The 19,883-nt window shown below is 42.6% G+C and carries 21 protein-coding genes; 14 read left to right on the plus strand and 7 right to left on the minus strand.

Going from position 1 to position 19,883, the window contains the following annotated elements; translation table 11 throughout:
• Nucleotides 1-5 precede the first annotated feature (5 nt).
• Nucleotides 6-1,034 carry a S66 family peptidase gene (locus GZ22_RS03465; RefSeq protein WP_051748006.1) on the minus strand — a complete coding sequence of 343 codons (1,029 nt, stop codon included), beginning with the start codon at nt 1,032-1,034 and terminating at the stop codon, nt 6-8.
• 123 nt (nt 1,035-1,157) lie between these two features.
• Between GZ22_RS03465 and GZ22_RS03470 the strand changes: the two genes are divergently transcribed.
• From GZ22_RS03470 to GZ22_RS03480, 3 genes are read left to right on the plus strand one after another with little or no spacing between them, the layout of a single operon-like run.
• Nucleotides 1,158-1,637 carry a low molecular weight protein-tyrosine-phosphatase gene (locus tag GZ22_RS03470; RefSeq protein WP_038558688.1) on the plus strand — a complete coding sequence of 160 codons (480 nt, stop codon included), beginning with the start codon at nt 1,158-1,160 and terminating at the stop codon, nt 1,635-1,637.
• Complete coding sequence (locus GZ22_RS03475) at nt 1,637-1,984, plus strand: hypothetical protein (RefSeq protein WP_038558691.1); 348 nt, start codon at nt 1,637-1,639, stop codon at nt 1,982-1,984. Before GZ22_RS03470 ends, GZ22_RS03475 begins: the two co-directional genes overlap by 1 nt.
• 34 nt (nt 1,985-2,018) lie before the next feature.
• Nucleotides 2,019-2,840, plus strand: a complete 822-nt coding sequence (locus tag GZ22_RS03480; protein WP_038558693.1) for a YihY/virulence factor BrkB family protein — start codon at nt 2,019-2,021, stop codon at nt 2,838-2,840.
• Between the two features lie 16 nt (nt 2,841-2,856).
• Here the strand turns inward: GZ22_RS03480 and GZ22_RS03485 are convergent, their stop codons facing one another.
• Nucleotides 2,857-4,692 carry a heavy metal translocating P-type ATPase gene (locus tag GZ22_RS03485; protein WP_084160639.1) on the minus strand — a complete coding sequence of 612 codons (1,836 nt, stop codon included), beginning with the start codon at nt 4,690-4,692 and terminating at the stop codon, nt 2,857-2,859.
• Between the two features lie 241 nt (nt 4,693-4,933).
• Between GZ22_RS03485 and GZ22_RS03490 the strand changes: the two genes are divergently transcribed.
• Genes GZ22_RS03490 through GZ22_RS03500 form a run of 3 tightly spaced genes read left to right on the plus strand, consistent with a single transcriptional unit; the run spans nt 4,934 to nt 7,409 of the window.
• Nucleotides 4,934-5,815 carry a transporter substrate-binding domain-containing protein gene (locus tag GZ22_RS03490; RefSeq protein ID WP_051748007.1) on the plus strand — a complete coding sequence of 294 codons (882 nt, stop codon included), beginning with the start codon at nt 4,934-4,936 and terminating at the stop codon, nt 5,813-5,815.
• A gap of 23 nt (nt 5,816-5,838) precedes the next feature.
• Nucleotides 5,839-6,723, plus strand: a complete 885-nt coding sequence (locus GZ22_RS03495; protein ID WP_038558698.1) for a transporter substrate-binding domain-containing protein — start codon at nt 5,839-5,841, stop codon at nt 6,721-6,723.
• Complete coding sequence (locus GZ22_RS03500; RefSeq protein WP_038558701.1) at nt 6,720-7,409, plus strand: amino acid ABC transporter permease; 690 nt, start codon at nt 6,720-6,722, stop codon at nt 7,407-7,409. The genes GZ22_RS03495 and GZ22_RS03500 overlap by 4 nt, the downstream gene beginning before the upstream one ends.
• A gap of 31 nt (nt 7,410-7,440) precedes the next feature.
• On the opposite strand, the gene GZ22_RS03505 is transcribed toward GZ22_RS03500, so the two are convergent.
• The gene (locus GZ22_RS03505) at nt 7,441-8,616 is read right to left on the minus strand and encodes an MFS transporter (RefSeq protein ID WP_038558704.1); all 1,176 of its coding nucleotides are present in this window, start codon (nt 8,614-8,616) and stop codon (nt 7,441-7,443) included.
• A 134-nt stretch (nt 8,617-8,750) separates the two neighbouring features.
• On the opposite strand from GZ22_RS03505, the gene GZ22_RS03510 reads away from it, so the two are divergent.
• From GZ22_RS03510 to GZ22_RS03540, 8 genes are all read left to right on the plus strand, one after another.
• The gene (locus tag GZ22_RS03510; protein WP_038558707.1) at nt 8,751-9,155 is read left to right on the plus strand and encodes an OsmC family protein; all 405 of its coding nucleotides are present in this window, start codon (nt 8,751-8,753) and stop codon (nt 9,153-9,155) included.
• Between the two features lie 64 nt (nt 9,156-9,219).
• The gene (locus GZ22_RS03515; protein ID WP_038558710.1) at nt 9,220-10,014 is read left to right on the plus strand and encodes a YfkD famly protein; all 795 of its coding nucleotides are present in this window, start codon (nt 9,220-9,222) and stop codon (nt 10,012-10,014) included.
• 54 nt (nt 10,015-10,068) lie between these two features.
• Nucleotides 10,069-10,215, plus strand: a complete 147-nt coding sequence (locus tag GZ22_RS18530; RefSeq protein ID WP_164072015.1) for an SE1561 family protein — start codon at nt 10,069-10,071, stop codon at nt 10,213-10,215.
• Nucleotides 10,216-10,304: 89 nt separating this feature from the next.
• Nucleotides 10,305-11,096, plus strand: a complete 792-nt coding sequence (gene pdaA, locus GZ22_RS03520; RefSeq protein ID WP_038558713.1) for a delta-lactam-biosynthetic de-N-acetylase — start codon at nt 10,305-10,307, stop codon at nt 11,094-11,096.
• Nucleotides 11,097-11,369: 273 nt separating this feature from the next.
• A complete protein-coding gene (locus GZ22_RS03525; RefSeq protein WP_038558716.1) occupies nt 11,370-12,257 on the plus strand; it encodes a LysR family transcriptional regulator in 888 nt (295 codons plus the stop codon).
• Nucleotides 12,258-12,269: 12 nt separating this feature from the next.
• Nucleotides 12,270-13,142: a DNA-3-methyladenine glycosylase family protein gene (locus tag GZ22_RS03530; protein WP_038558719.1), complete on the plus strand. Its 873-nt coding sequence runs from the start codon at nt 12,270-12,272 to the stop codon at nt 13,140-13,142.
• A gap of 111 nt (nt 13,143-13,253) precedes the next feature.
• A complete protein-coding gene (gene mbcS, locus GZ22_RS03535) occupies nt 13,254-14,834 on the plus strand; it encodes an acyl-CoA synthetase MbcS (protein ID WP_038558722.1) in 1,581 nt (526 codons plus the stop codon).
• A gap of 214 nt (nt 14,835-15,048) precedes the next feature.
• On the plus strand, nt 15,049-17,190 hold the full coding sequence (locus GZ22_RS03540) for an ATP-dependent Clp protease ATP-binding subunit (RefSeq protein ID WP_038558725.1): 2,142 nt from the start codon (nt 15,049-15,051) through the stop codon (nt 17,188-17,190).
• 41 nt (nt 17,191-17,231) lie between these two features.
• Here GZ22_RS03540 and GZ22_RS03545 read toward each other — a convergent pair whose 3' ends face one another.
• The 4 genes from GZ22_RS03545 to lepB form a co-directional block, all read right to left on the minus strand.
• Nucleotides 17,232-17,930 carry a hypothetical protein gene (locus GZ22_RS03545; RefSeq protein WP_038558728.1) on the minus strand — a complete coding sequence of 233 codons (699 nt, stop codon included), beginning with the start codon at nt 17,928-17,930 and terminating at the stop codon, nt 17,232-17,234.
• A complete protein-coding gene (locus GZ22_RS03550; protein WP_038558732.1) occupies nt 17,927-18,787 on the minus strand; it encodes an ABC transporter ATP-binding protein in 861 nt (286 codons plus the stop codon). Before GZ22_RS03550 ends, GZ22_RS03545 begins: the two co-directional genes overlap by 4 nt.
• A gap of 2 nt (nt 18,788-18,789) precedes the next feature.
• Nucleotides 18,790-19,143 (minus strand): GntR family transcriptional regulator, encoded by a 354-nt coding sequence (locus GZ22_RS03555; protein ID WP_038558735.1) that lies wholly within the window; start codon nt 19,141-19,143, stop codon nt 18,790-18,792.
• Between the two features lie 144 nt (nt 19,144-19,287).
• Nucleotides 19,288-19,839, minus strand: a complete 552-nt coding sequence (lepB, locus tag GZ22_RS03560) for a signal peptidase I (protein ID WP_084160800.1) — start codon at nt 19,837-19,839, stop codon at nt 19,288-19,290.
• Nucleotides 19,840-19,883 lie beyond the last annotated feature (44 nt).

Raw genomic sequence — 19,883 nt, forward strand, 5'->3', positions numbered from 1 at the left:
CTTTTCTATTCTAGATAAGTTAGAGTTCCCTTGTCATCTTTAAATGATGCAGTAGCTAAGGCGCCATTAATCATTGTGAACTGCGGTGGCATGTGCCCGATATCAGTATCAAAGATAATTGGCAGGCCAATTTCTTCTGCAAATTCATATATCATCTGTTCGTCGTCATAATCCTCAGATGGTGCACTTCGAGAAGGTCTGCCAAATAGTAAACCGCTCGCTCCATCGAACCAGCCGTGTTCCTTCAGGTGCCAAAGATTCCGATAAGCTTCGGCAGTAGTCCAGTCCAACCATTCTAGGTAGACAATCGTTTCTTCTTCAAAAGATTCTCGCCACTCCTTAATGGGGGCATATCTCGTTCCGGCTATTGCAGTCAATGTATTCAGACAGCCGCCGATTAAACGGCCAGTAAAGGAAACGGCTTCACCTGTCGAAGATTTCCATTCCGTTTTGCTGTCCAAATCAAAGCCCGCAGGATTTTCTTGTACAAATAGCGCATCCCATGATGATTGATACATAGGAGATGAGTGCTGGACAACATGCTTGCGAGAGGGTGCTGATAATATCTTATGCCATTGCATTGTCGTATCATCAAGGTTTTCCATATTCAAATCAAAGAAGTTTGTCGTATGAGCAGATGCAATATTTGTCTGGAGTGTATAGCTGCATAGAAGTGTGCTTGTGTCGGAATAACCAATCAGCCATGTAGGCTTGCTTTTAGATATCTTATCCCAATCCAGCTTAGGCAATACTTGTACAAGCAGTTCTCCACCCCATGGCGGCATAATGGCATCAATTGCGGAATCAGTTAAATAAGTCATTAGCTCGATTGCTCTAGTTTCAGCAGAGCTGCTTCTGGCTGCTTGCTGAGTCCAGACGGTTTCTCCGATGACTACATTGGAACCAAGTTTCTCGAGCTGACTTTTAGCTTTATGTATCTTGGGATGCAATGGTGCAGGAACTCCGCTTGAGGGAGCAGTGATTGCTAAGGTGGAATTGGCAGTCAGAGCACTTGGATAGATGGTCGTCAACATAATCACCCTTTCCTTTTCCATATTATAGCATGAGCACTAGGTCGTTTGAATCGTTGTTCCAAGGGGAATGGAATACCAGACATTCGCACATTTTCACATTTATAAAACGAGGGAGTTGAGTGAATGATAAACGTGTTGTTTATTTCTTTAGGCAACATCTGCCGCTCGCCGATGGCTGAAGCGATATTCCGCAAACGTATAGACGAAGCAGGATTATCAGGGTTTGTTACAGTCGACTCAGCTGGTATCGGTCACTGGCACGAAGGAAAGGAGATGCATCCTTCTGCTCGTGTGCTTCTCGGACAAAAAGGCATTTCGATGGGTAATCATACGGCAAAGCAAGTCCAAGCAGAACACTTGGAAGCTTACGATTACATTATCGTGATGGACCAGCTTAATTTGCAGGATTTATCAGCTATAGCTCCTGCTTATACGGACCGTTATCAGCTTTTCTCAGATTTTATTCCAGAGCGTGCTGGAGAGGATATTGAGGATCCATTCTTTACTGATGAATTTGAAGCGGTGTTTGAGATGCTTGAGGCTGGGTGTGTAGAATTGTGCGAGACAATAAAACAACAGACACAATGGAAGGAGCCGGTTTGATGAAAAGTAAATTTACGTTAGGTTTAACGATTGGTGCTACAGTCGGCGGCTTGATTTCTTTATGTGATGCACAGACACGTGAGCATGTACGAGGTAACTTGACGCGTGCAGGTTCTGAAGCGGTGTTTTACCTCCGCAATCCGGGCGTTTTTGTGAATGATGTCAAAACTTCCTATGCTCGAGTGGCAACCAGTATATCTACATCAGCCGATAAAGGCTTGAGAGGACTGGAGGAAGTTCAGCATGCACTGCAGAAGGTGAGCAAGCTGGACGATCAGATCGAATTGCCTGCCGGACAGCGTCCGAAACAATTGGCAAGCGGTGGTAACACAGTAGCAGCCAGATAAAAAGGTTGCTTTAGAGAGAGAAGGAGGAGAAACCATGGGGAGCTTTTTAAAACAGCTTGGGCAGCGAATCGGTAACGATGAAGTGACTGGTTTGTCTGCCCAGCTGGCTTATTTTTTACTGCTATCACTATTTCCATTTATCATTTTTCTTGTGTCCTTGATCGCATTCTTGCCGATCAGTCAACAAGATATTATGAGTACTTTATCAACATTCGCACCTGAATCAACCATGGATCTGCTCGAAGAAAATATTACGGGTCTGGTCAATGAGCGAAATGGCGGGCTGTTGTCCATTGGTATTTTGGCAACACTTTGGTCTGCGTCAAATGGTGTTAATGCCATTATTCGTGCATTGAATAAGGCTTACGATGTTAATGAGGATCGATCTTTCATCGTTGCCAGAGGAGTAGCCGTGGTGCTGACAATCGCTATGGTACTCGTTATCGCAGTCGCATTCTTGCTACCGATATTCGGTAAATCAATCGGTATTTATATCTTTTCCTTTTTCGGACTGGACGATGGTTTCCTGACTGTATGGGGAGCTTTGCGATGGGTCATTTCCTTTGTAATATTCTTCATTGTACTACTTGCATTGTATGTGTTAGCGCCGAGTAAGAAAATCTCGATCAAAGAATCAATGGTCGGAGCGGCCTTCGCAGCAATCGGGTGGATGATTGCATCCCTGTTATTCTCCTTTTATGTTGATAACTTTGGCAATTACTCTGCGACATACGGATCTCTTGGGGCAGTCATTGTTCTGATGATCTGGTTCTATCTTTCCGGCATCATCATAATCACCGGTGGTGAGATCAATGCTATGCTGGATGAGCGGAAGAAAAATAAAGCGGCTGCCTGATAAGGCGCCGCTTTTTTTATCTTAAAAGTCTAAGACCGTTTAATATGACTAAAATTGTGCTGCCCTCGTGTCCTACTACCCCAAGTGGCAAACCGAGATATTGACTGATATTAGCCAGGATGAGCAGCATAATGACAGCGACTGAAAAGATAACATTTTGCTTAATGATCCTGCGCATACGCTTTGATAATTTTATAGCGTCGGCAAGTTTTCTTAGATCATTTTTAATCAGGACCATATCAGCTGTTTCCAGCGCAGCGTCAGTTCCATTGCCCATGGCAATTCCAACTTGAGCAGTAGCAAGGGCAGGAGCATCATTGATCCCATCGCCAACCATGGCTATCGTTCCGTAGCGATTTTCCAGCTCTTTGATTTCTGCAACCTTTTCATCTGGCAAGCAGTTGGATCGATACATAGTAATACCTGCTTCTTTGGCAATGGATTTTGCAGTCTGGTCGTTATCACCTGTGAGCATAATAGTAGAAATGCCGAGCTTAGATAAGGAACGTATTGCTGCTTTTGCTTCCGGTCTTATTGTATCTTGCAGTGCAAATACACCGGCTAATCCGTTTTCGTTCTCTATATAAACAAGCGATTTCCCCGAAGCGGCCAAAGAATTAGCTTGATCGGCTAATTCTTGATCAGCCGAATTTTGCATATAAGAGACTTTTCCGATTCGCCATTTCTGTCCCTGCCATATCCCATTCATACCTTGACCAGCTGTATCGGTAACTTGCTCAGCTTGCTTGATACTATCAGCATGTGCATAAGCTGCTACAGCTTTAGCTAAAGGATGTGAGGACTGAGATTGTATAGCATAAGCCGCCTCCAGCACATGAGATGCTTCGGCAGTTTTACCGATAAGGAAATCTGTAACAGATGGCTTTCCGATTGTTAAACTGCCTGTTTTATCAAATGCAACAGCTTTTACTTGTCCGAGCGTTTCCAGATGTGAACCACCTTTGACTAAAATCCCGTTTCTTGCTCCTTTTGAAATAGCTGATAAGGTCGCTGGCATGACCGAAGCTACCAGTGCACATGGAGAAGCGACGACAAGCAGGATCATGGCACGATAAAAGGACTCGGTAAATGACCAATTTGTTATGAAAGGTGGTACGAGGATGACGAGCAGAACTAGCAGCAGAACAGTTTTGACATAAGGTCCTTCGAATCGCTCTATGAAATGCTGAGCGGGTGATTTTTGTTCCTGAGCCGTTTGCACCATCGTGATGATTCGTTGGAACAATGTTTCATTTGCGGGCTTTGTGACGCGTATTTCCAATACTGCACTGCTATTGACGGTGCTGGCAAAAACTTCATGACCTTCAGTTTTTGTTACTGGTATACCTTCTCCGGTAATGGCACTTTCGTCAATGCTCGTTGTTCCTTTTAAGATGATTCCATCAGCCGGTATACGTTCCCCGGGCAGCACGAGTATACGATCCTCGACTCGAAGCTGATCGATAGAGATTCTTTCTTTCCCACCAGCAATTATTCTGGTCGCTTCATCTGGCTGAAGAGTTAGCAGTGCACGCAATTCCTGACTGCTTCTATTCTCCGTATACGTTTCTAAAGCACCAGAAAGGGCGAAAATGAAGATAAGTAAGGCACCTTCCAGCCAATGGCCGATAAAGCTTGCCCCTATAGCTGCGAAAATCATCAGCATTTCCACGTTAAGTTTCCGTTCCGTAATGGTTTCTGTAATACCTTCCTTCGCTTTAAAGAATCCTCCGATGAGATATGCAGCAGTATAAAGAAAAGGTGCAGCTTCTGTTCCGTGGAAACTGAAATAGGTAATGAGAATCAGGGCACCACTAACTAAAGCGGCAATAAGTTCTAAATGTTTTTTCATGTATTTATACCCTCCTTAGAAATGTATATGTAGCTTGTTTATAATTATTATAATGTAATAGTAATTTTACTATATTCTATAGCTAGATTAAAATCAATATAAAAAAGAAATAAAATTTATATAGATATATAACAGTTTGAAAATAAAAGTGAAACAGTTCAGAAAAATATTGAAATAGTGGAGATTACCTGTTATCTTTTAGGATATATGAAAATAAAACAAGGGGAGAGTGTGTGACTTCGTGAGGAAAAGATTAGGTATTATATGTAGCTTATTTGTAATTGTACTTCTTCTGGGAGCTTGTGGAACAAATGGTGACGGCAACTCTGAAAGCGCTGGCAATGATAAGACTTGGGAAAAGATTCAGGAGTCAGGTAAACTCGTCGTTGGTACATCCGGTACTTTATTTGCAGCTTCATATTATCCTGATGGTTCTGATGAGCTTACGGGATATGATGTGGAAGTAATCAGAGAAATTGCTAAGCGTCTTGATTTAAAAGTGGAATTTAAGACTTCTGATTTCAATAACATGCTTGCTTCTGTTCAAAACGGCAGAATAGATGTAGCAGCAAATGATATCGAGATTACCGACGAAAGAAAAGAGCAATTCGCTTTTTCTGAGCCGTATAAGTATTCCTATACATCGATGATTGTACGGAAAGATGATTTGTCTGGTATTCACAGCTTGGCAGATCTAAAAGGAAAACGCGCTGGGGGAGAAGCTTCAACAAACCATAGCAAAGTTGCAGAGCAGCTTGGTGCAGAGGTTGTGACTTATAGCAATGCAACAAATGATGTGTACTTACGTGATGTGGACAATGGACGGACAGACCTGATCATCAATGACTACTATTTGCAATCTTTGGCATTGCAGGCTTTTCCCGATTTCAATATCATGATTCACCCGGATTTCAAATTTGACCAGATTGAACAAGGCGCAATTCTTTCAAAGGATGCTCCAGAACTTAAAAAACAAATGGACAAGGCTCTTAATGAAATGAAGGAAGATGGTACATTGTCTAAGTTGTCGGAGGAATTCTATGGAGGAGCGGACGTTTCACAGAAGCCAGATGAAGAATTGCCAACAGTAGATGAATTACTGGAACAAGAAGGCAATAAGTGAATCGATAAAGGAGAAACACTATAATGAAGAAACGATTACTTGTATTTTGCAGCTTGCTGGCTGTCCTTGTCTTAAGTGCTTGCGGTTCTTCTACTAATGATAGTACTGAGCAAGCATCTGAAGATAAAGTTTGGGAAGCTATTCAGGACTCTGGAAAAATCACGGTTGGAACGTCTGGAACTTTGTATCCGGCAAGCTATTATCCGGAAGGTTCGGATGATATTACTGGATATGATGTAGAAGTTATCAAGGAAATTGCGAAACGTCTGGATTTGGAAGTGGAATTCAAAACTTCGGATTTCAATAACATGCTCGCTTCAGTCCAAAATGGACGAGTTGATCTTGCAGCCAATGATATTGGTGTGACAGATGAGCGGAAAGAAAAGTTTGCGTATAGTGAACCGTACAAGTATTCCTACACAACAATGATTGTTCGTAAAGATGACCTTTCTGGTATCAATTCATTAGAGGATTTGAAAGGTAAAAAGGCTGGTGGTGAGGCGACGACTGGCTATAGTAAAATTGCTGAAGAATTAGGAGCTGAAGTAGTAGCGTACGGTAATACAACAAATGATGTATATTTACGTGATGTCGATAATGGACGGACAGATTTGATCATCAATGATTATTACCTTCAATCTCTAGCGCTGCAAGCCTTCTCGAACCTTAATATCACGATCCATCCTGATTTTAAATTCGATGAAACAGCCAACGCTGCCATCATGCCGAAGGATGCAACTGAATTGAAGAAACAAGTGGACAAAGTCTTGAGTGAGATGAGAGAAGACGGTACATTAACGAAGCTTTCAGAGGAATTCTTTGGTGGTGCAGACGTTTCGAAACAGCCGGATGAGGATATCCCGACAATAGATGAAGTCTTGAAACAACAGCAGGAAGACGAGAAATGATACCATTCGAGCTAGTGGATATCGGCAAATTCTTTGATGCGGAATTAGCATGGGAGAACCTTCCGTTCATACTTGAAGGACTGCCAATGACAATAGCAGTTGCTTTTGCTGGTATGGCTATGGGCCTAATCCTTGGATTTTTCCTGGCGATTGGGCGCAGTTCCAGATTTTTTTTACTGCGATTGCCTGCGCGGTTTTATATCTCATTTATGCGCGGAACACCGATATTGGTGTTTTTGTTCATCCTGTATCAAGGATTGCCAGTGGTACAAATCAGGCTGGATGCTTTCACCTGTGCTGTTCTTGCTTTCGGGTTGAATAGTGCGGCTTATATTGCTGAGGTAAACAGAGGGGCGCTGAACAGTATTGCTTATGGCCAATGGGAGTCCTCCTATGCGCTTGGTCTTAACTATTGGCAGACATTGACGAGGGTCATTGTCCCGCAAGCAGCGCGAGTAGCAATGCCGCCGCTTACAAATGTATTCCTTGATTTGGTGAAAGCAACAAGTTTGGCAGCGGTAATTACAGTACCGGAAATGTTCCAGAAGGCGCAGATTGTAGCTGGCCGTACATTTGATTCCATGACAATGTACATTACAGTGGCGCTCGTGTATTGGCCGCTTTGTATCATTATTTCTTATTTTCAGGAACGTCTGGAAAAGCGATTCTCCAGATATATCAATTAAAAAAAGGGATGTGCCCAGGGGCGCATCCCTTTTACTGTTCTGCTAGGACAGCGCGTTTAGTAAAAATCGCGTGAACGAGCAGTGTTGTAAAGATACCGGCGAAAATGACCGTCATAATAAAGAAGAAACTGAGATCTGGCATTTTCTCAATAAATACTCCACTAATATAAGGTCCTCCTAGACTCCCAATACTAAAGAAAATACTGCAAAGCAAATTGCCTGTGGGCAGCAAATGCCTTGGAGTCAAATCTGTCATATAGCTTATGCCAAGCGAGAAGGTGGAACCTAAAGACATACCGGCTGCAAATAAGCATATGAACAGGGCTATATAATGCTGTTCTGTAAATGCAGCAGTCCCAAAAAAGACTGTCCCAAGAAGTATTACGGTCAAAAGCGTATACTTACGTCCAAACTTATCGCTAAGCATGCCAAGCGGTATCTGAAAAACGATGCCGCCGATAGCGAAGCCGGTAAGCAATATGGATACTTCCGACACACCTATGTCCTGACGTAAGCCGTAAATAGGAAAGCTTCCGTTCAAGGAAGATTCCAAGAAGCCATAGCCAAGCGGCGGCAGGAAAGCAACCCATGCATATTTCAAGGTCGAACCGAATCGCTGCAGAAGTCCTTGCTGCTGTGCGGATTGCGTGTTTTCTTCCGTTGGAAACTCATTCCGCAGCTGAAAAAGAGTGAACCAAGCGATTAAACAAAGCGCACCAGATAAAATGAAGGGCAAAGTTTCTGACACTTTAACAAGTGAAGTCATAAGCGGACCGACGGCAAAGCCAATTCCAAAGAACAGTCCATAAATCGAAATATTCCGTCCGCGTACTTTTTCAGGTGATGAAGATGTAATCCATGTCTGGGTTCCGAAATGAAGGGCATTGTCACCAATTCCAATCAACAAACGCAAAACAAACCAGAACCAAAATGACTTCCACAATGGAAAAGCGAGAAGTGCTGCGACGACGATTAGCCCACCTGCCATAATGACAGGCCGATAACCGAATTTACGCAGCGGAGCTTCCATGAATGGAGATACGAGCAAAATACCAATGTAAATGGCAACTGCATTCAGACCATTCATAGATGAAGACACACCGTCTTGTTCGAATATGATCGCAATCAGCGGAAGCAGCAGCCCTTGGCTGAAACCGGAGACTGCGACAATACTGACTAAAATCCAAAAACTGTACGCATTTCTCATATGTCTATTACCTCTGTATGTAAGATGATTTCCCAATCCTACTGTATAGTTTTTCCTGGTTTTGGTCAATCGGACGAATGAAGGTTAGAAAATCATACAAGAGGGAATATAATGCATAAAGAAATCGCAAGGAGATGAGGAAATTGAAGCTGACAATGAAGCAGCATGGATTCCGTATCGAACTACCACATCAAACTTTGGATATAGACGGAAATGAGCTATTCGGTATCCGGCCTTATCAGCTAATGGTTTCCTCAATAGCAGGTTGCAGTGCGTCTGTTTTCCGTAAAATTATGGAGAAACAGCGGCTTGAGATTGATGACATGGAAGTGTCGGCAGAGGTAGAGCGGGATGAAATGGCAGCTAACCGTATTTCTAAGATTACGTTGACTTACGTTGTACGCGGTTTTCATCTGGACAAAGCGCAGTTGGAGAAGAACCTCGAGCTTGCACATAACAACTGTTCCATGGTGCAGACAGTTAAAGATAGTATCGAGATCGAAGAAAGATTGGAAGTAATTCATTTGAACCATTATTAAATGTATAGGATAGCCCCTGACTTCAGATACTAGAAAAAAATCTGAAAGGCAGGGGCTTTTCTTTATGAAATACGCTAGAATCCTTATAGCAATCATGGCATTGGCTTTGCTGACTCTTCCTTTCTCCATAGCTGGGAAAGCTGAGAATGTACAGAAGAAGGATACGGAAATACCAAATCACGTATTGAATATTTCAAAAGAAAATACTTATCCGAACTCAAACAAAGATCAAATTGTGCTAGAACCTAGTGAGCTTGTCAGAGAACTGACGGAAGACAGTGCTATTGTCATCCAGAATCCAGAACTGATTCGCATACTCAATGAATCGACGCTGAAACCTTCTCCACTAGCAATTGGGTATCGAGGGATGATTTATATGGGGCATTGGCCGCTCGAGTACCAGTCTGCAGAAACAAATATCAATTGGCAATATCAAAAGGTAAATACGAACCAGCTGAGCAATGCAGGTGGGGAATCAGCGAAGCAAATGAATTATGAACAGCAGGAAGAGCGCTACGTAAAAGGCGGACTTACAGCTGAAATTGATAAACCAAGGGATATCAAGCTCATGATGCTACAGCAGGCCCAGAAGAATACAAAGCTTCCGCTTTCCTTCCAAACAGTAATTGGAAAAGGTACAAATAAGGAAAATGCCTACGGAGTACCTTTGAATAAATCAGGAATTCTTTCTGCGTACGCACCGGCGGTGAATGAAAAGGGTACGATCACTTTTGGGGAAGTTTACCTGGAGTTAAAAGGATCAAGAAAGCAGATAGTTGTTAAAAATGTTACCAAACAGGGAATTGGTGCTTGGATTCCAATTCAAGATCATCTGTCTTTCACCTTCAACGTACAATAAGTAACAGTGCTGTGGTATACTGGAGCCAGATAATGCGGTAAAGGGGTTTTATCTTTGGCAACGAGTAAAGTGGATGACTTGAAGCAGCGTCTGTCTGCATTCATGGATTATTTGGATAGTATCGAACCGGAGGAGACTTCCTTAGAGGAAATCGATGAAATGCTCCGAATGCTTGATGAAATGGAAAATAAACTAAAGTAAGACCGTGCAGCTGCACGGTCTTTTCTATTTTTTTCACCGCATAGGGGGAGCGGATTTGGCACAATCTATCTCTAAGGAGAGTGTGTCATATGCGATGGAAATCAATAATGCTGCTTTTTTGTCTGTTGCTGGTCACGCCATCGTTTGCATCCGCAGAAAGCCCTGTAAGCTATGGATGGGGATTTGTTAAGAGCAAGGATGGCAGTATACCTGAAGTTGGCAAATACGGACAGCTTTTGGACGAATATCACAGCTATTATCTAGATGATTCTGGTGAGAAAACAGTATATATCACATTTGATAACGGCTATGAACAAGGATATACAGGCGATATCCTGGATGTATTGAAAAAGCACGATGTACCGGCTGCTTTCTTTATTACGGGGCACTACGTGTCATCAGCACCTGATCTGGTGAAAAGGATGGTCGACGAAGGACATATTGTCGGTAATCACTCGTATCATCACCCAGATTTGACGAAGGTTTCTAAAGAAAAGATGCAGCAGGAGCTTGAGATGCTGGAGGATGCTGTGGCTGAATTGACGGATCAGGACGACATGCACTATCTACGGGCACCCCGCGGTACCTTTAGTGCCCGTTCATTGAAATGGTCTGAAGATCTTGGCTATACAAATGTATTCTGGTCACTCGCATATGCTGATTGGAAAACCGGTGAACAAAAAGGCTGGCAGTACGCGTATGATCAAGTGATGGCTCAAATGCATCCAGGAGCAGTCGTCTTATTGCATTCTGTATCCGAGGATAATGCTGTTGCATTGGAAAAACTGATCATTGAATTGAAGAAGCAAGGATACTCCTTCCGTACGCTGGATGATCTAGTCAAGCAAGATATCCTGCCAAAAGCCATTACGCAGTTTTAAGCTGATCCGAATAGGATCAGCTTTTTTTATTTTGTTTGGATGATTGCGTGGACGATTTCCATGAAATAGTCCTGCCATGTTTTTTTAGATGTATCCTTCATCCTTTTCTCTCCTTTCAGCAAATATGTCATTTAGTACTGATAGGTTAGTGAGTCCTATCCAGCTGCATTACTTTCCAATATTTATATAAAAAGTGTATACTGCACTCATACATAGGAAAAGCTGAATTATTTGATTATTATGATCGGAAAATGCGATTTAAGGAGTGTATATATGCAGATCAACCATCTGAAGACTTTTGCTGTAGCGGCCGAAACACTTAATTTCACTAAGACAGCTCAGCTGTTGGATTACGCCCAGTCGAGTGTGACAGCACAAATAAAAGCGCTGGAAAAGGAATATGGAGTTGACTTGTTCCAGCGTCTTGGAAAGAGGATTTATTTGACTGAAGCGGGAATTAAAATGCGGAGCTATGCAAAAAGAATCCTGGCTTTACATGAAGAAATGCAACAGGAATTTGAAGAGGAGCAAGAAGAGAAAGGCACAATTCTGATCGGCGCATGTGAAAGTCAATGCACCTACCGATTGCCTGAGTTCCTCCGCTTCATACGCGAACAGTATCCGCAGGTGCAGGTCATCCTCAAGCCTGTTCCATCCAGTAAAACCTCGGAGAAAATGCTTCAGGAAGGCGAGTTGGATTTAGCTTTTATTATGGAGCGGGATCAGAACAATGCTTTACTGGAGTCGGTCTCTCTTTTTCAAGAAGAAATCGTCCTGATAAGCTCCCCAAGCCATCCGCTGGCAGTACAACCCTCCGCTAGTCTGGCTGAGGTGATGCAGCATCCTTTGATCTTGACGGAGAAGGACTGTGCTTATCGAACGGAATTAGAACAAGCATTACAAAAACAGAATTTGCATCCGGAGAATGTCATTGAATTCGGCAGTATAGAAGCGATTAAGCAATGTGTAATTGCTGGTTTGGGTTTATCGTACTTACCGCTCATGACAGTGGAAAAAGAATTACAATCTGGTGAGTTAAGCGCTGTAGATTTTGATGAACCAATCAATCAGCCTACAACGAAGCTCCTTTGGCATAAGGATAAGCGCTTGACGAAAGTGATGCATGATGTAATTGATTTTGCAACAAAACAAATAGGATAGGAGATGCTACTGATGTGGGAAAGGCAGCTTAAAGGATCACATACATACGATTATCATTATTTAATGAAAAGGTGGAGTATGGATCAGCTGAATATAGTTGATGCAAAAGAGCATAGGGTGAAGCTTCCGGTTGTATTAGGGGATGGGTCCCAGCATATCGTCGTTCTCCAGTTTAGCGGAACAATTACTGCACCCGCAGTCATCGTGTCTTCTGCAGATTCTTCTAAACGGGAAGAAATACTTTCCTTGGTAGAGGATTGGCTTCAATGGGATACTGACCTTGCAGAAGTTGCTGCTCATTTTGTCGGTTCTGATTTGGAACGACTTTTTTATGCACACGCGGGAACGCCTATCGTTAAAGACACTGACTTATACTATTGCTTGATGAAGACTATCATTCACCAGCAGTTGAATTTAAAGTTTGCCTATACATTGTCGAATCGGTTCGTGGAAGCGTTCGGAACAAAAGCGGATGACGTTTGGTTTTATCCATCACCGGAGATCGTTGCTTCCCTGACTTATGATGATTTACGAAAGATGCAGTTTTCACAAAGGAAAGCAGAATATGTAATTGATACAAGCCGACTTATTATAGAAGGTAAACTGAATCTCAATCAGCTGTCTGCTGCATCTAATGAAGAAATTGCAGACGAATTGACGAAAATCAGGGGTCTTGGAAGCTGGTCTGCGCAAAACTGGATGTTGTTTGGTTTGGGACGTGCTGACTTATTACCAGCTGCTGATATCGGGGTACAAAATGCACTGAAAATCTATGACGATCTCACTGAAAAGCCGACGCCAGCAGCAATTCATGCGCGAGGAGAAAGATGGGCTCCTTACCGCAGTTATGCGACTATGACGCTTTGGAGAAGTATTGAGACCTGATACTAATATCAAGTTTTATAATTTGGTAACAACTATTACTGGGAAGTCGTGCTTTCGTCTGCTATAATAAGTGCATTAGTTAAAACAGGCAGCCATTTAGGAGGCGTAAGTATGGAAAGAAAAGATTTGATTGCACCAGAGCAATACAACATCGTTGATGAAATGGAGCGATTCGTTACAGATGAAGATCGTAAGGCGCTCATTTGGATGGACGAGGCGGGTAATAAGAAGGAAGTAACGTATAAAGCGTTATTCCAGGACGTAAACCGCACAGGTAATGTTCTGAAAGAACTGGGCTTAAAAAAAGGAGATGCGATACTAGTAATGGTACCGCGTGTCGTTGAGGCGTATCACATTTACGCAGCAGCCTTGAAGCTTGGACTTGTGATCATCCCTGGCTCCGAAATGCTGAAAACGAAAGATTTGCAATATAGAATTGATCATGGAAATGTGAAGAGCATCATCAGTTATCATGCCTTTACTGCACAGTTCGAAGATATTGAGAATCAAGATAGCTTAATCAAACTTGCAGTAGGTGGAGCAGTCGACGGCTGGAAGGATCTTGGAGAGCTCAAAGCGGCAGCTTCAGCAGAACTGGAAACAGTGGAAACTTCCAGAGAAGATATTGCACTAATGTCTTATACAAGCGGTACAACAGGTAATCCAAAAGGTGTAGTTCACACACATGGCTGGGGATATGCACACTTACGGACAGCTGCAGAAAACTGGCTATCTGCTTCCAAGGGAGATATCGTATGGGCAACAGCTGCACCAGGCTGGCAGAAATGGGTATGGAGTCCATTCCTTTCTGTTTTAGGAACCGGTGCAACAGGCTTCGTATATATGGGACGTTTCGATGCTAAAACTTATCTCTCTCTTTTAGAGGATTACAAAATTAACGTACTTTGCTGTACACCGACGGAATATCGTCTAATGGCAAAAGTAACTGATCTTGGCAGCTACAAATTAAGTGCTTTGCATAGTGCAGTATCTGCTGGTGAACCATTGAACAGGGAAGTAATTGATGTCTTCCAGAAGAATTTCAACATTATTGTTCGTGATGGCTATGGTCAGACAGAGAGCACATTGCTTCTTGGTATTATGAAAGGGATGGAACCAAGACCAGGTTCTATGGGTAAACCGACACCGGGAAATGAAGTAGTTGTAATTGATGAGGACGGTAATCGCGTTAAAACAGGTGAAGTCGGTGACATCGCCTTGAAGCTCGACAGTCCTGCATTGTTTAAAACATATTTCCGTGAGCCAGAACGCCGTCAGCAAGCGGAACGCAACGGCTACTTCGTCACTGGTGACCAAGCTTCTATCGATGAAGATGGCTACTTCTGGTTCGAGGGCCGCAGTGATGATATCATTATCAGCTCAGGCTATACAATTGGACCATTTGAAGTAGAAGATGCTTTAGTAAAACATCCAGCTGTAGCAGAATGTGCTGTTGTAGCAAGCCCGGATGAAATTCGTGGGAACATTGTTAAAGCATTCGTCATTCTGCGTGAAGGTGTAGACGAAAACGATCCAAACCTTGTTAAGGAACTGCAGACACATGTTAAGAATACGACTGCACCTTACAAGTACCCGCGTAAAATTGAATTCGTCAAAGATTTACCGAAGACTTCTTCTGGCAAAATCAGACGGGTTGAACTGCGCAATCAAGAAAAACAAAATGCAAATTAATTAGAAGCATCGCCTATACAGGCGGTGCTTTTTTGTATTTCCTTAAATATTAGTATAGATACCTTTTCTAAAAAATTATAAAAAATGAGAGCATAACACTTGAAAGTCAAAGAAGGTCAGACTATAATAAAGTCACAAGGTCAAAGATAGTCAAAGTCAAAATAAGACACTTGACCAATAAATGAATCTAACCTATTGGGGAGGTAATTGTATTATGAAATGCCAACATTGTGGTGAACGAGAAGCTAACGTGAACTTGTTAATGCAATTCAACAATCAGAAACAACAATTACAGCTCTGTCATACTTGCTATAATGAAATGAAGAATATGTCTAAAAATCCTGCCGGTTTCGCATCCAATGGCGGAACAATGGATGATTTCTTTAAAAATATGTTCGGCGGAGCACAATCCGGCTTCCAGGCTGGTGCAAACAGCCAAGCGCAAGCTGGCGGCAATGGTCGCGGGCGTGGAGGATTGCTTGATTCACTTGGTAAGAACCTGACAGATGGCGCGCGTGCTGGTCTGATCGATCCAGTCATCGGCCGTGAAAAAGAGGTCAAACGTGTCATTGAGACACTGAACCGACGCAATAAAAATAACCCAGTTCTAATCGGGGAGCCTGGGGTAGGTAAAACAGCAATTGCAGAAGGATTAGCTTTACAGATTGTTGAAGGAAATGTACCTGTGAAACTGCAAAATAAAGAAATCTATTTGCTTGATGTTGCTTCACTAGTGGCAAACACTGGTGTGCGCGGTCAATTCGAGGAAAAGATGAAACAACTTATTTCTGAATTGCAGCAGCGTAAAAATGTCATTCTGTTCGTGGATGAAATTCATCTATTGGTAGGCGCTGGTACTGCTGAAGGTTCCCAAATGGATGCAGGTAATATCCTAAAACCAGCACTTGCTCGCGGTGAGCTGCAGCTGATTGGTGCAACCACATTAAAAGAGTACCGCCAAATTGAAAAAGACGCAGCGCTTGAACGTCGTTTCCAGCCGGTCATCGTAAAAGAACCGACAGCAGAGCAGGCATTGGATATCTTAAAAGGATTGCAGGAGAGATACGAAGCGTATCATCAAGTTTCCTACACAGAAGAAGCAGTTAAAGCGAGTGTGAGCTTGTCTCAACGTTACATTCAGGATCGTTTCTTGCCGGATAAAGCGATTGATTTGCTCGATGAAGCCGGATCCCGTATCAACCTGCTTACTGTAACGACTGATGAGGATGCTATTCAAACTCGTCTTGCCCAGATTGCGAAAGAGAAGGAAGAGGCAGCAGGGCGCGAGGATTACGAACGTGCTGCGTATCTTCGCCAGGAAGAAATTCAGCTGGAACAAAAGCTTGAAGAACCAAAAAATGAAGATAAAGCTGAAGTAACTGTTGAAGTTATCCAGCAGATTGTTGAAGAAAAAACAGGTATTCCTGTGACGAAGATTCAATCGGAAGAACAGAACAAGATGAAAAACTTAGCTGCTAACTTGTCCAGCAAGGTTATTGGACAGCAGCAGGCAGTTGACCGGGTTGCTAAAGCTATTCGTCGCAGCCGAGCTGGCTTGAAATCCAAACAGCGCCCAATCGGTTCCTTCCTATTCGTCGGTCCGACTGGTGTTGGTAAGACAGAACTTACCCGTGCATTGGCTGAAGAGATGTTCGGCACACGTGAATCCTTCATCCGTCTGGATATGAGTGAGTACATGGAACGTCACTCAGTTGCGAAACTGATTGGTTCTCCTCCAGGATACGTTGGACATGAAGAAGCAGGTCAGCTTACAGAGCGCGTACGCCGTAATCCTTATACGATTGTACTATTGGATGAAATCGAGAAAGCACACCCTGATGTACAGCATATGTTCCTGCAAATCATGGAAGACGGTCATTTGACGGACAGCCAAGGCCGTAAAGTGAGCTTTAAGGAGACCGTCATTATTATGACGAGCAACGCGGGAACTGGAGACAAACAGATTTCTGTCGGCTTTACGAAATCAAAAAATGAAGCTGTATCCGTTATTGAAAAGCTGGGTGCATACTTCAAACCAGAATTCCTGAACCGCTTCGACTCTATCATTAGCTTCGAAGCTTTGAAAGAGGAGGACTTGGTGCAAATCGTTGAGCTTATGCTTACAGATTTGACGAAGAACATGGAAGAAGAAGGCTACCAGCTTGAAGTGACAGAAGCAGCGAAACACTTCCTTGCGAAAAAAGGCTATGACCCTCGATTTGGTGCACGACCATTGCGCCGAGTCATTCAGGATCAGGTAGAGGATAAAATTACTGATTATATTCTTGAAGAAGAGAATGTAAGCAGTATGGTAGTTGATTTGGTTGATGAACAAATTACTGTAGTAAGTAAATAATAGAAAAGAGACTCAACGCCTTTGGCGTTGAGTCTCTTTTTTTATGTGGTAGGCTGGGAGTTGCTCGTGCGGATAAAGATCCAGCTTATCAAATAGCATACAATCGCAACTGCACATACCAGTCCGAATGCTGGGAATACAGCTAAATCTAGTATCCAAGTAATGAAGTCAGTTAATCGTTCTTGGATAGTCAAAGACACGGTTATACCGATTAAAGCAATGCCTCCGAGTATCGCGCCCCCAAGAAAACCAAATTTATAGGCGATGATACCAAGTAAAAGTCCGGCAGTAAAGAAAGATATCAGAAGAGCGTAATCAAGCGGCAAGCTATACAAAATACTTTTTAGCTCGGTGCTTGCTCCAATCGGACGAATGATGTGGATGTTCGTTATATTAGCGACCTGAAACACACCGTTTACTACTAATTGTACTCCTGCAAGAAAAGCAAGCATTACAAGATTGATCAACAAAATGAAAATACCAACAGCTGTATGGTAACTCTTCCTGGTGACACCCCTCTTAATGGCAAATGGGAGACTTTCTTGAATTGTTCTGAAACCAAATATAATCATAAAGATATATGCTGGTGCTGTAATGGCGATGTACATAAAGTCCGCAACAGTAACGCCGAGAACAGTTAATACCGTGATACTTAAGACCAGGATAGAACAAAAAATTGTAACGGTACGCCTGCTGTCGACAGCAAAGAAATAAAGTAAAGCCTGTATTTGTTTCATCATGCGCGTGCACCTCTTTTTTCTGTTAAATGTACCATCATATCTTGCAGTGGCACCCCTGAAACTGCCAGGTCACCAGTTAAGTCAGGAGCTTCTGTGGATAGCAGGTATGCTTGTGACGTTCCTGCAAAGCTGGTTTCCTTAATGATTTGTTTACCGTCTGTAAAGGCTTTGACTTGTGCTGCCGGCCCTGAGATGCAAAAGCTTTGAGCTCTGAGTTCTTCAGCACTTTTATGTAGAAGGATACTGCCTTTATTAAAGATAATCACTTCTTCGAACAAATTGCTGACTTCATCAATTAAATGAGTGGACAGAATTATGATTCGAGGATTGTTCTGGAATTCATCTAGCAGTACTTCATAGAAATAAGCGCGAGATGCGGCATCCAGCCCGATATAAGGTTCATCCAACATCGTAACTGGTGCTTTGCTTGCCAAACCAACAATGATGCCAAGTGCAGATTCCATGCCTTTGGAAAGGTTTTTTACTCGTCGTTTTTTATCTAAGTCGAATCCTTCTAGTAGGTCAGCAGCCAGCTCTTTATCCCAATTGGAATAGAGCATTGAGGATATTTTCAATACTTGATGAACAGTAAGGTCTTTTTTAAAATTATCAGCTTCCTTGATTAAGCAAATATTCTCTGTAACAGCTCGGTTATCGAAAGGTTTCATACCATTTATAGTTAATTCTCCGCCTGACGGTTTGTCGTAGCCAGCCAGCAGCTGCATAAAAGTGGTTTTTCCGGCACCGTTTCTACCTAGCAGGCCGTAGATTTTCGGGTCTGTAATTTGAAGGTCGATACCTTTCAAAGCTGTGGCGGTTCGGTATTCTTTAATCAGGTTCTCAGCTACTATCGCCATTTTTACTCTTCCTCCTTAAGCATACGAATGATCTCTTCTTTGGGGATATGCAGTTTACTTGCTTCCTGTTTCAGCGGAATGATATATGCATCAAAAAACTGCTGCTTCCGCTTATCAAGAAGAATCTCCAATGCTGTTTCTGTTACAAACATACCTACGCCTCTTTTCTTGAATAATATACCTTCGTCTACTAGCTGGTTGATACCTTTTCCTGCTGTGGCTGGATTTATCTTGTGGTGTTGAGCAAATTCATTGGTGGAGGGCACCCGTTCTCCAATTTGTATGGAGCCGTTGAGGATGCTATCTTCTAGTTGTTCTTTGATCTGGATAAAGATCGGCTTCGAATCATCAAGCATGCATATGCTCCTTTAAAGTTTAGGGTAGTTGGTTCGTTACTTATGTAACTAACTATATAACCGGGAAGGTGGGAAGTCAACCAAAATTTGGAGATAATAAAAAAACAGTGCAATAGCCTGCACTGTTCGTCACTTTATAATTATTCAGTTAGTTAATCCGATTTGAGGTATTGGATAATAGCGGAATTTCACTTCCCCGATGACGGAACTTTGTGGAATCAAGCCGAACATCCTGCTGTCTTTACTGTTTCTGCGATTATCTCCCATGACGAACAGGTAACCATCAGGAATGGTATCTTCTCCAATGACATCCCGAAGCTTAAAGTTATTCGTAAATAAAGCATCCTTCTGCATAGCATCCTTCATTTCTTTCAGGTAGGGCTCTGCGTGCTTCTTGCCATTTACATAAAGTACATCATTCTTGTATTCAATCGTGTCTCCTGGAATTCCAATTACTCGCTTTACATAGCTTGCATCTTGATCTGGTGCGTCAAAAACAACTTCATCAAATCGATCGATGTTACCGACACGGCTTATGAGGATTTTGTTTTGGTCTTCCAAAGTCGGAGCCATTGATTCGCCATATACGGTACTGGGGAAATAAAAATAAGAGCGGAAAATGAATAGGGCGATTATAGCGATACCAATCGGCAGCAGCACTGCATACAGTGTGCGTCTAGCTTTCAGGGAAAGCACCTCCTTTTGTACCAGTGTAACATATGAGAAGAGCACATAGAAAA

This window comes from Terribacillus saccharophilus (genome assembly GCF_000725365.1).
Lineage (GTDB): Bacteria > Bacillota > Bacilli > Bacillales > Amphibacillaceae > Terribacillus > Terribacillus saccharophilus.

Bases quoted from the DNA above. Each gene is read 5' to 3' on its own strand.
- GZ22_RS03470 (WP_038558688.1), top strand. From the start codon at position 1,158: ATGATAAACGTGTTGTTTATTTCTTTAGGCAACATCTGCCGCTCGCCG.
- GZ22_RS03550 (WP_038558732.1), bottom strand. From the start codon at position 18,787: ATGGCGATAGTAGCTGAGAACCTGATTAAAGAATACCGAACCGCCACA.
- GZ22_RS03540 (WP_038558725.1), top strand. From the start codon at position 15,049: ATGAAATGCCAACATTGTGGTGAACGAGAAGCTAACGTGAACTTGTTA.
- GZ22_RS03505 (WP_038558704.1), bottom strand. From the start codon at position 8,616: ATGAGAAATGCGTACAGTTTTTGGATTTTAGTCAGTATTGTCGCAGTC.
- GZ22_RS03530 (WP_038558719.1), top strand. From the start codon at position 12,270: ATGTGGGAAAGGCAGCTTAAAGGATCACATACATACGATTATCATTAT.
- GZ22_RS03515 (WP_038558710.1), top strand. From the start codon at position 9,220: ATGAAATACGCTAGAATCCTTATAGCAATCATGGCATTGGCTTTGCTG.
- GZ22_RS03510 (WP_038558707.1), top strand. From the start codon at position 8,751: ATGAGGAAATTGAAGCTGACAATGAAGCAGCATGGATTCCGTATCGAA.
- GZ22_RS03480 (WP_038558693.1), top strand. From the start codon at position 2,019: ATGGGGAGCTTTTTAAAACAGCTTGGGCAGCGAATCGGTAACGATGAA.
- GZ22_RS03485 (WP_084160639.1), bottom strand. From the start codon at position 4,692: ATGAAAAAACATTTAGAACTTATTGCCGCTTTAGTTAGTGGTGCCCTG.
- GZ22_RS03555 (WP_038558735.1), bottom strand. From the start codon at position 19,143: ATGCTTGATGATTCGAAGCCGATCTTTATCCAGATCAAAGAACAACTA.
- GZ22_RS03475 (WP_038558691.1), top strand. From the start codon at position 1,637: ATGAAAAGTAAATTTACGTTAGGTTTAACGATTGGTGCTACAGTCGGC.
- GZ22_RS03545 (WP_038558728.1), bottom strand. From the start codon at position 17,930: ATGATGAAACAAATACAGGCTTTACTTTATTTCTTTGCTGTCGACAGC.
- mbcS (WP_038558722.1), top strand. From the start codon at position 13,254: ATGGAAAGAAAAGATTTGATTGCACCAGAGCAATACAACATCGTTGAT.
- GZ22_RS03465 (WP_051748006.1), bottom strand. From the start codon at position 1,034: ATGTTGACGACCATCTATCCAAGTGCTCTGACTGCCAATTCCACCTTA.
- GZ22_RS03525 (WP_038558716.1), top strand. From the start codon at position 11,370: ATGCAGATCAACCATCTGAAGACTTTTGCTGTAGCGGCCGAAACACTT.
- GZ22_RS03500 (WP_038558701.1), top strand. From the start codon at position 6,720: ATGATACCATTCGAGCTAGTGGATATCGGCAAATTCTTTGATGCGGAA.
- GZ22_RS03495 (WP_038558698.1), top strand. From the start codon at position 5,839: ATGAAGAAACGATTACTTGTATTTTGCAGCTTGCTGGCTGTCCTTGTC.
- pdaA (WP_038558713.1), top strand. From the start codon at position 10,305: ATGCGATGGAAATCAATAATGCTGCTTTTTTGTCTGTTGCTGGTCACG.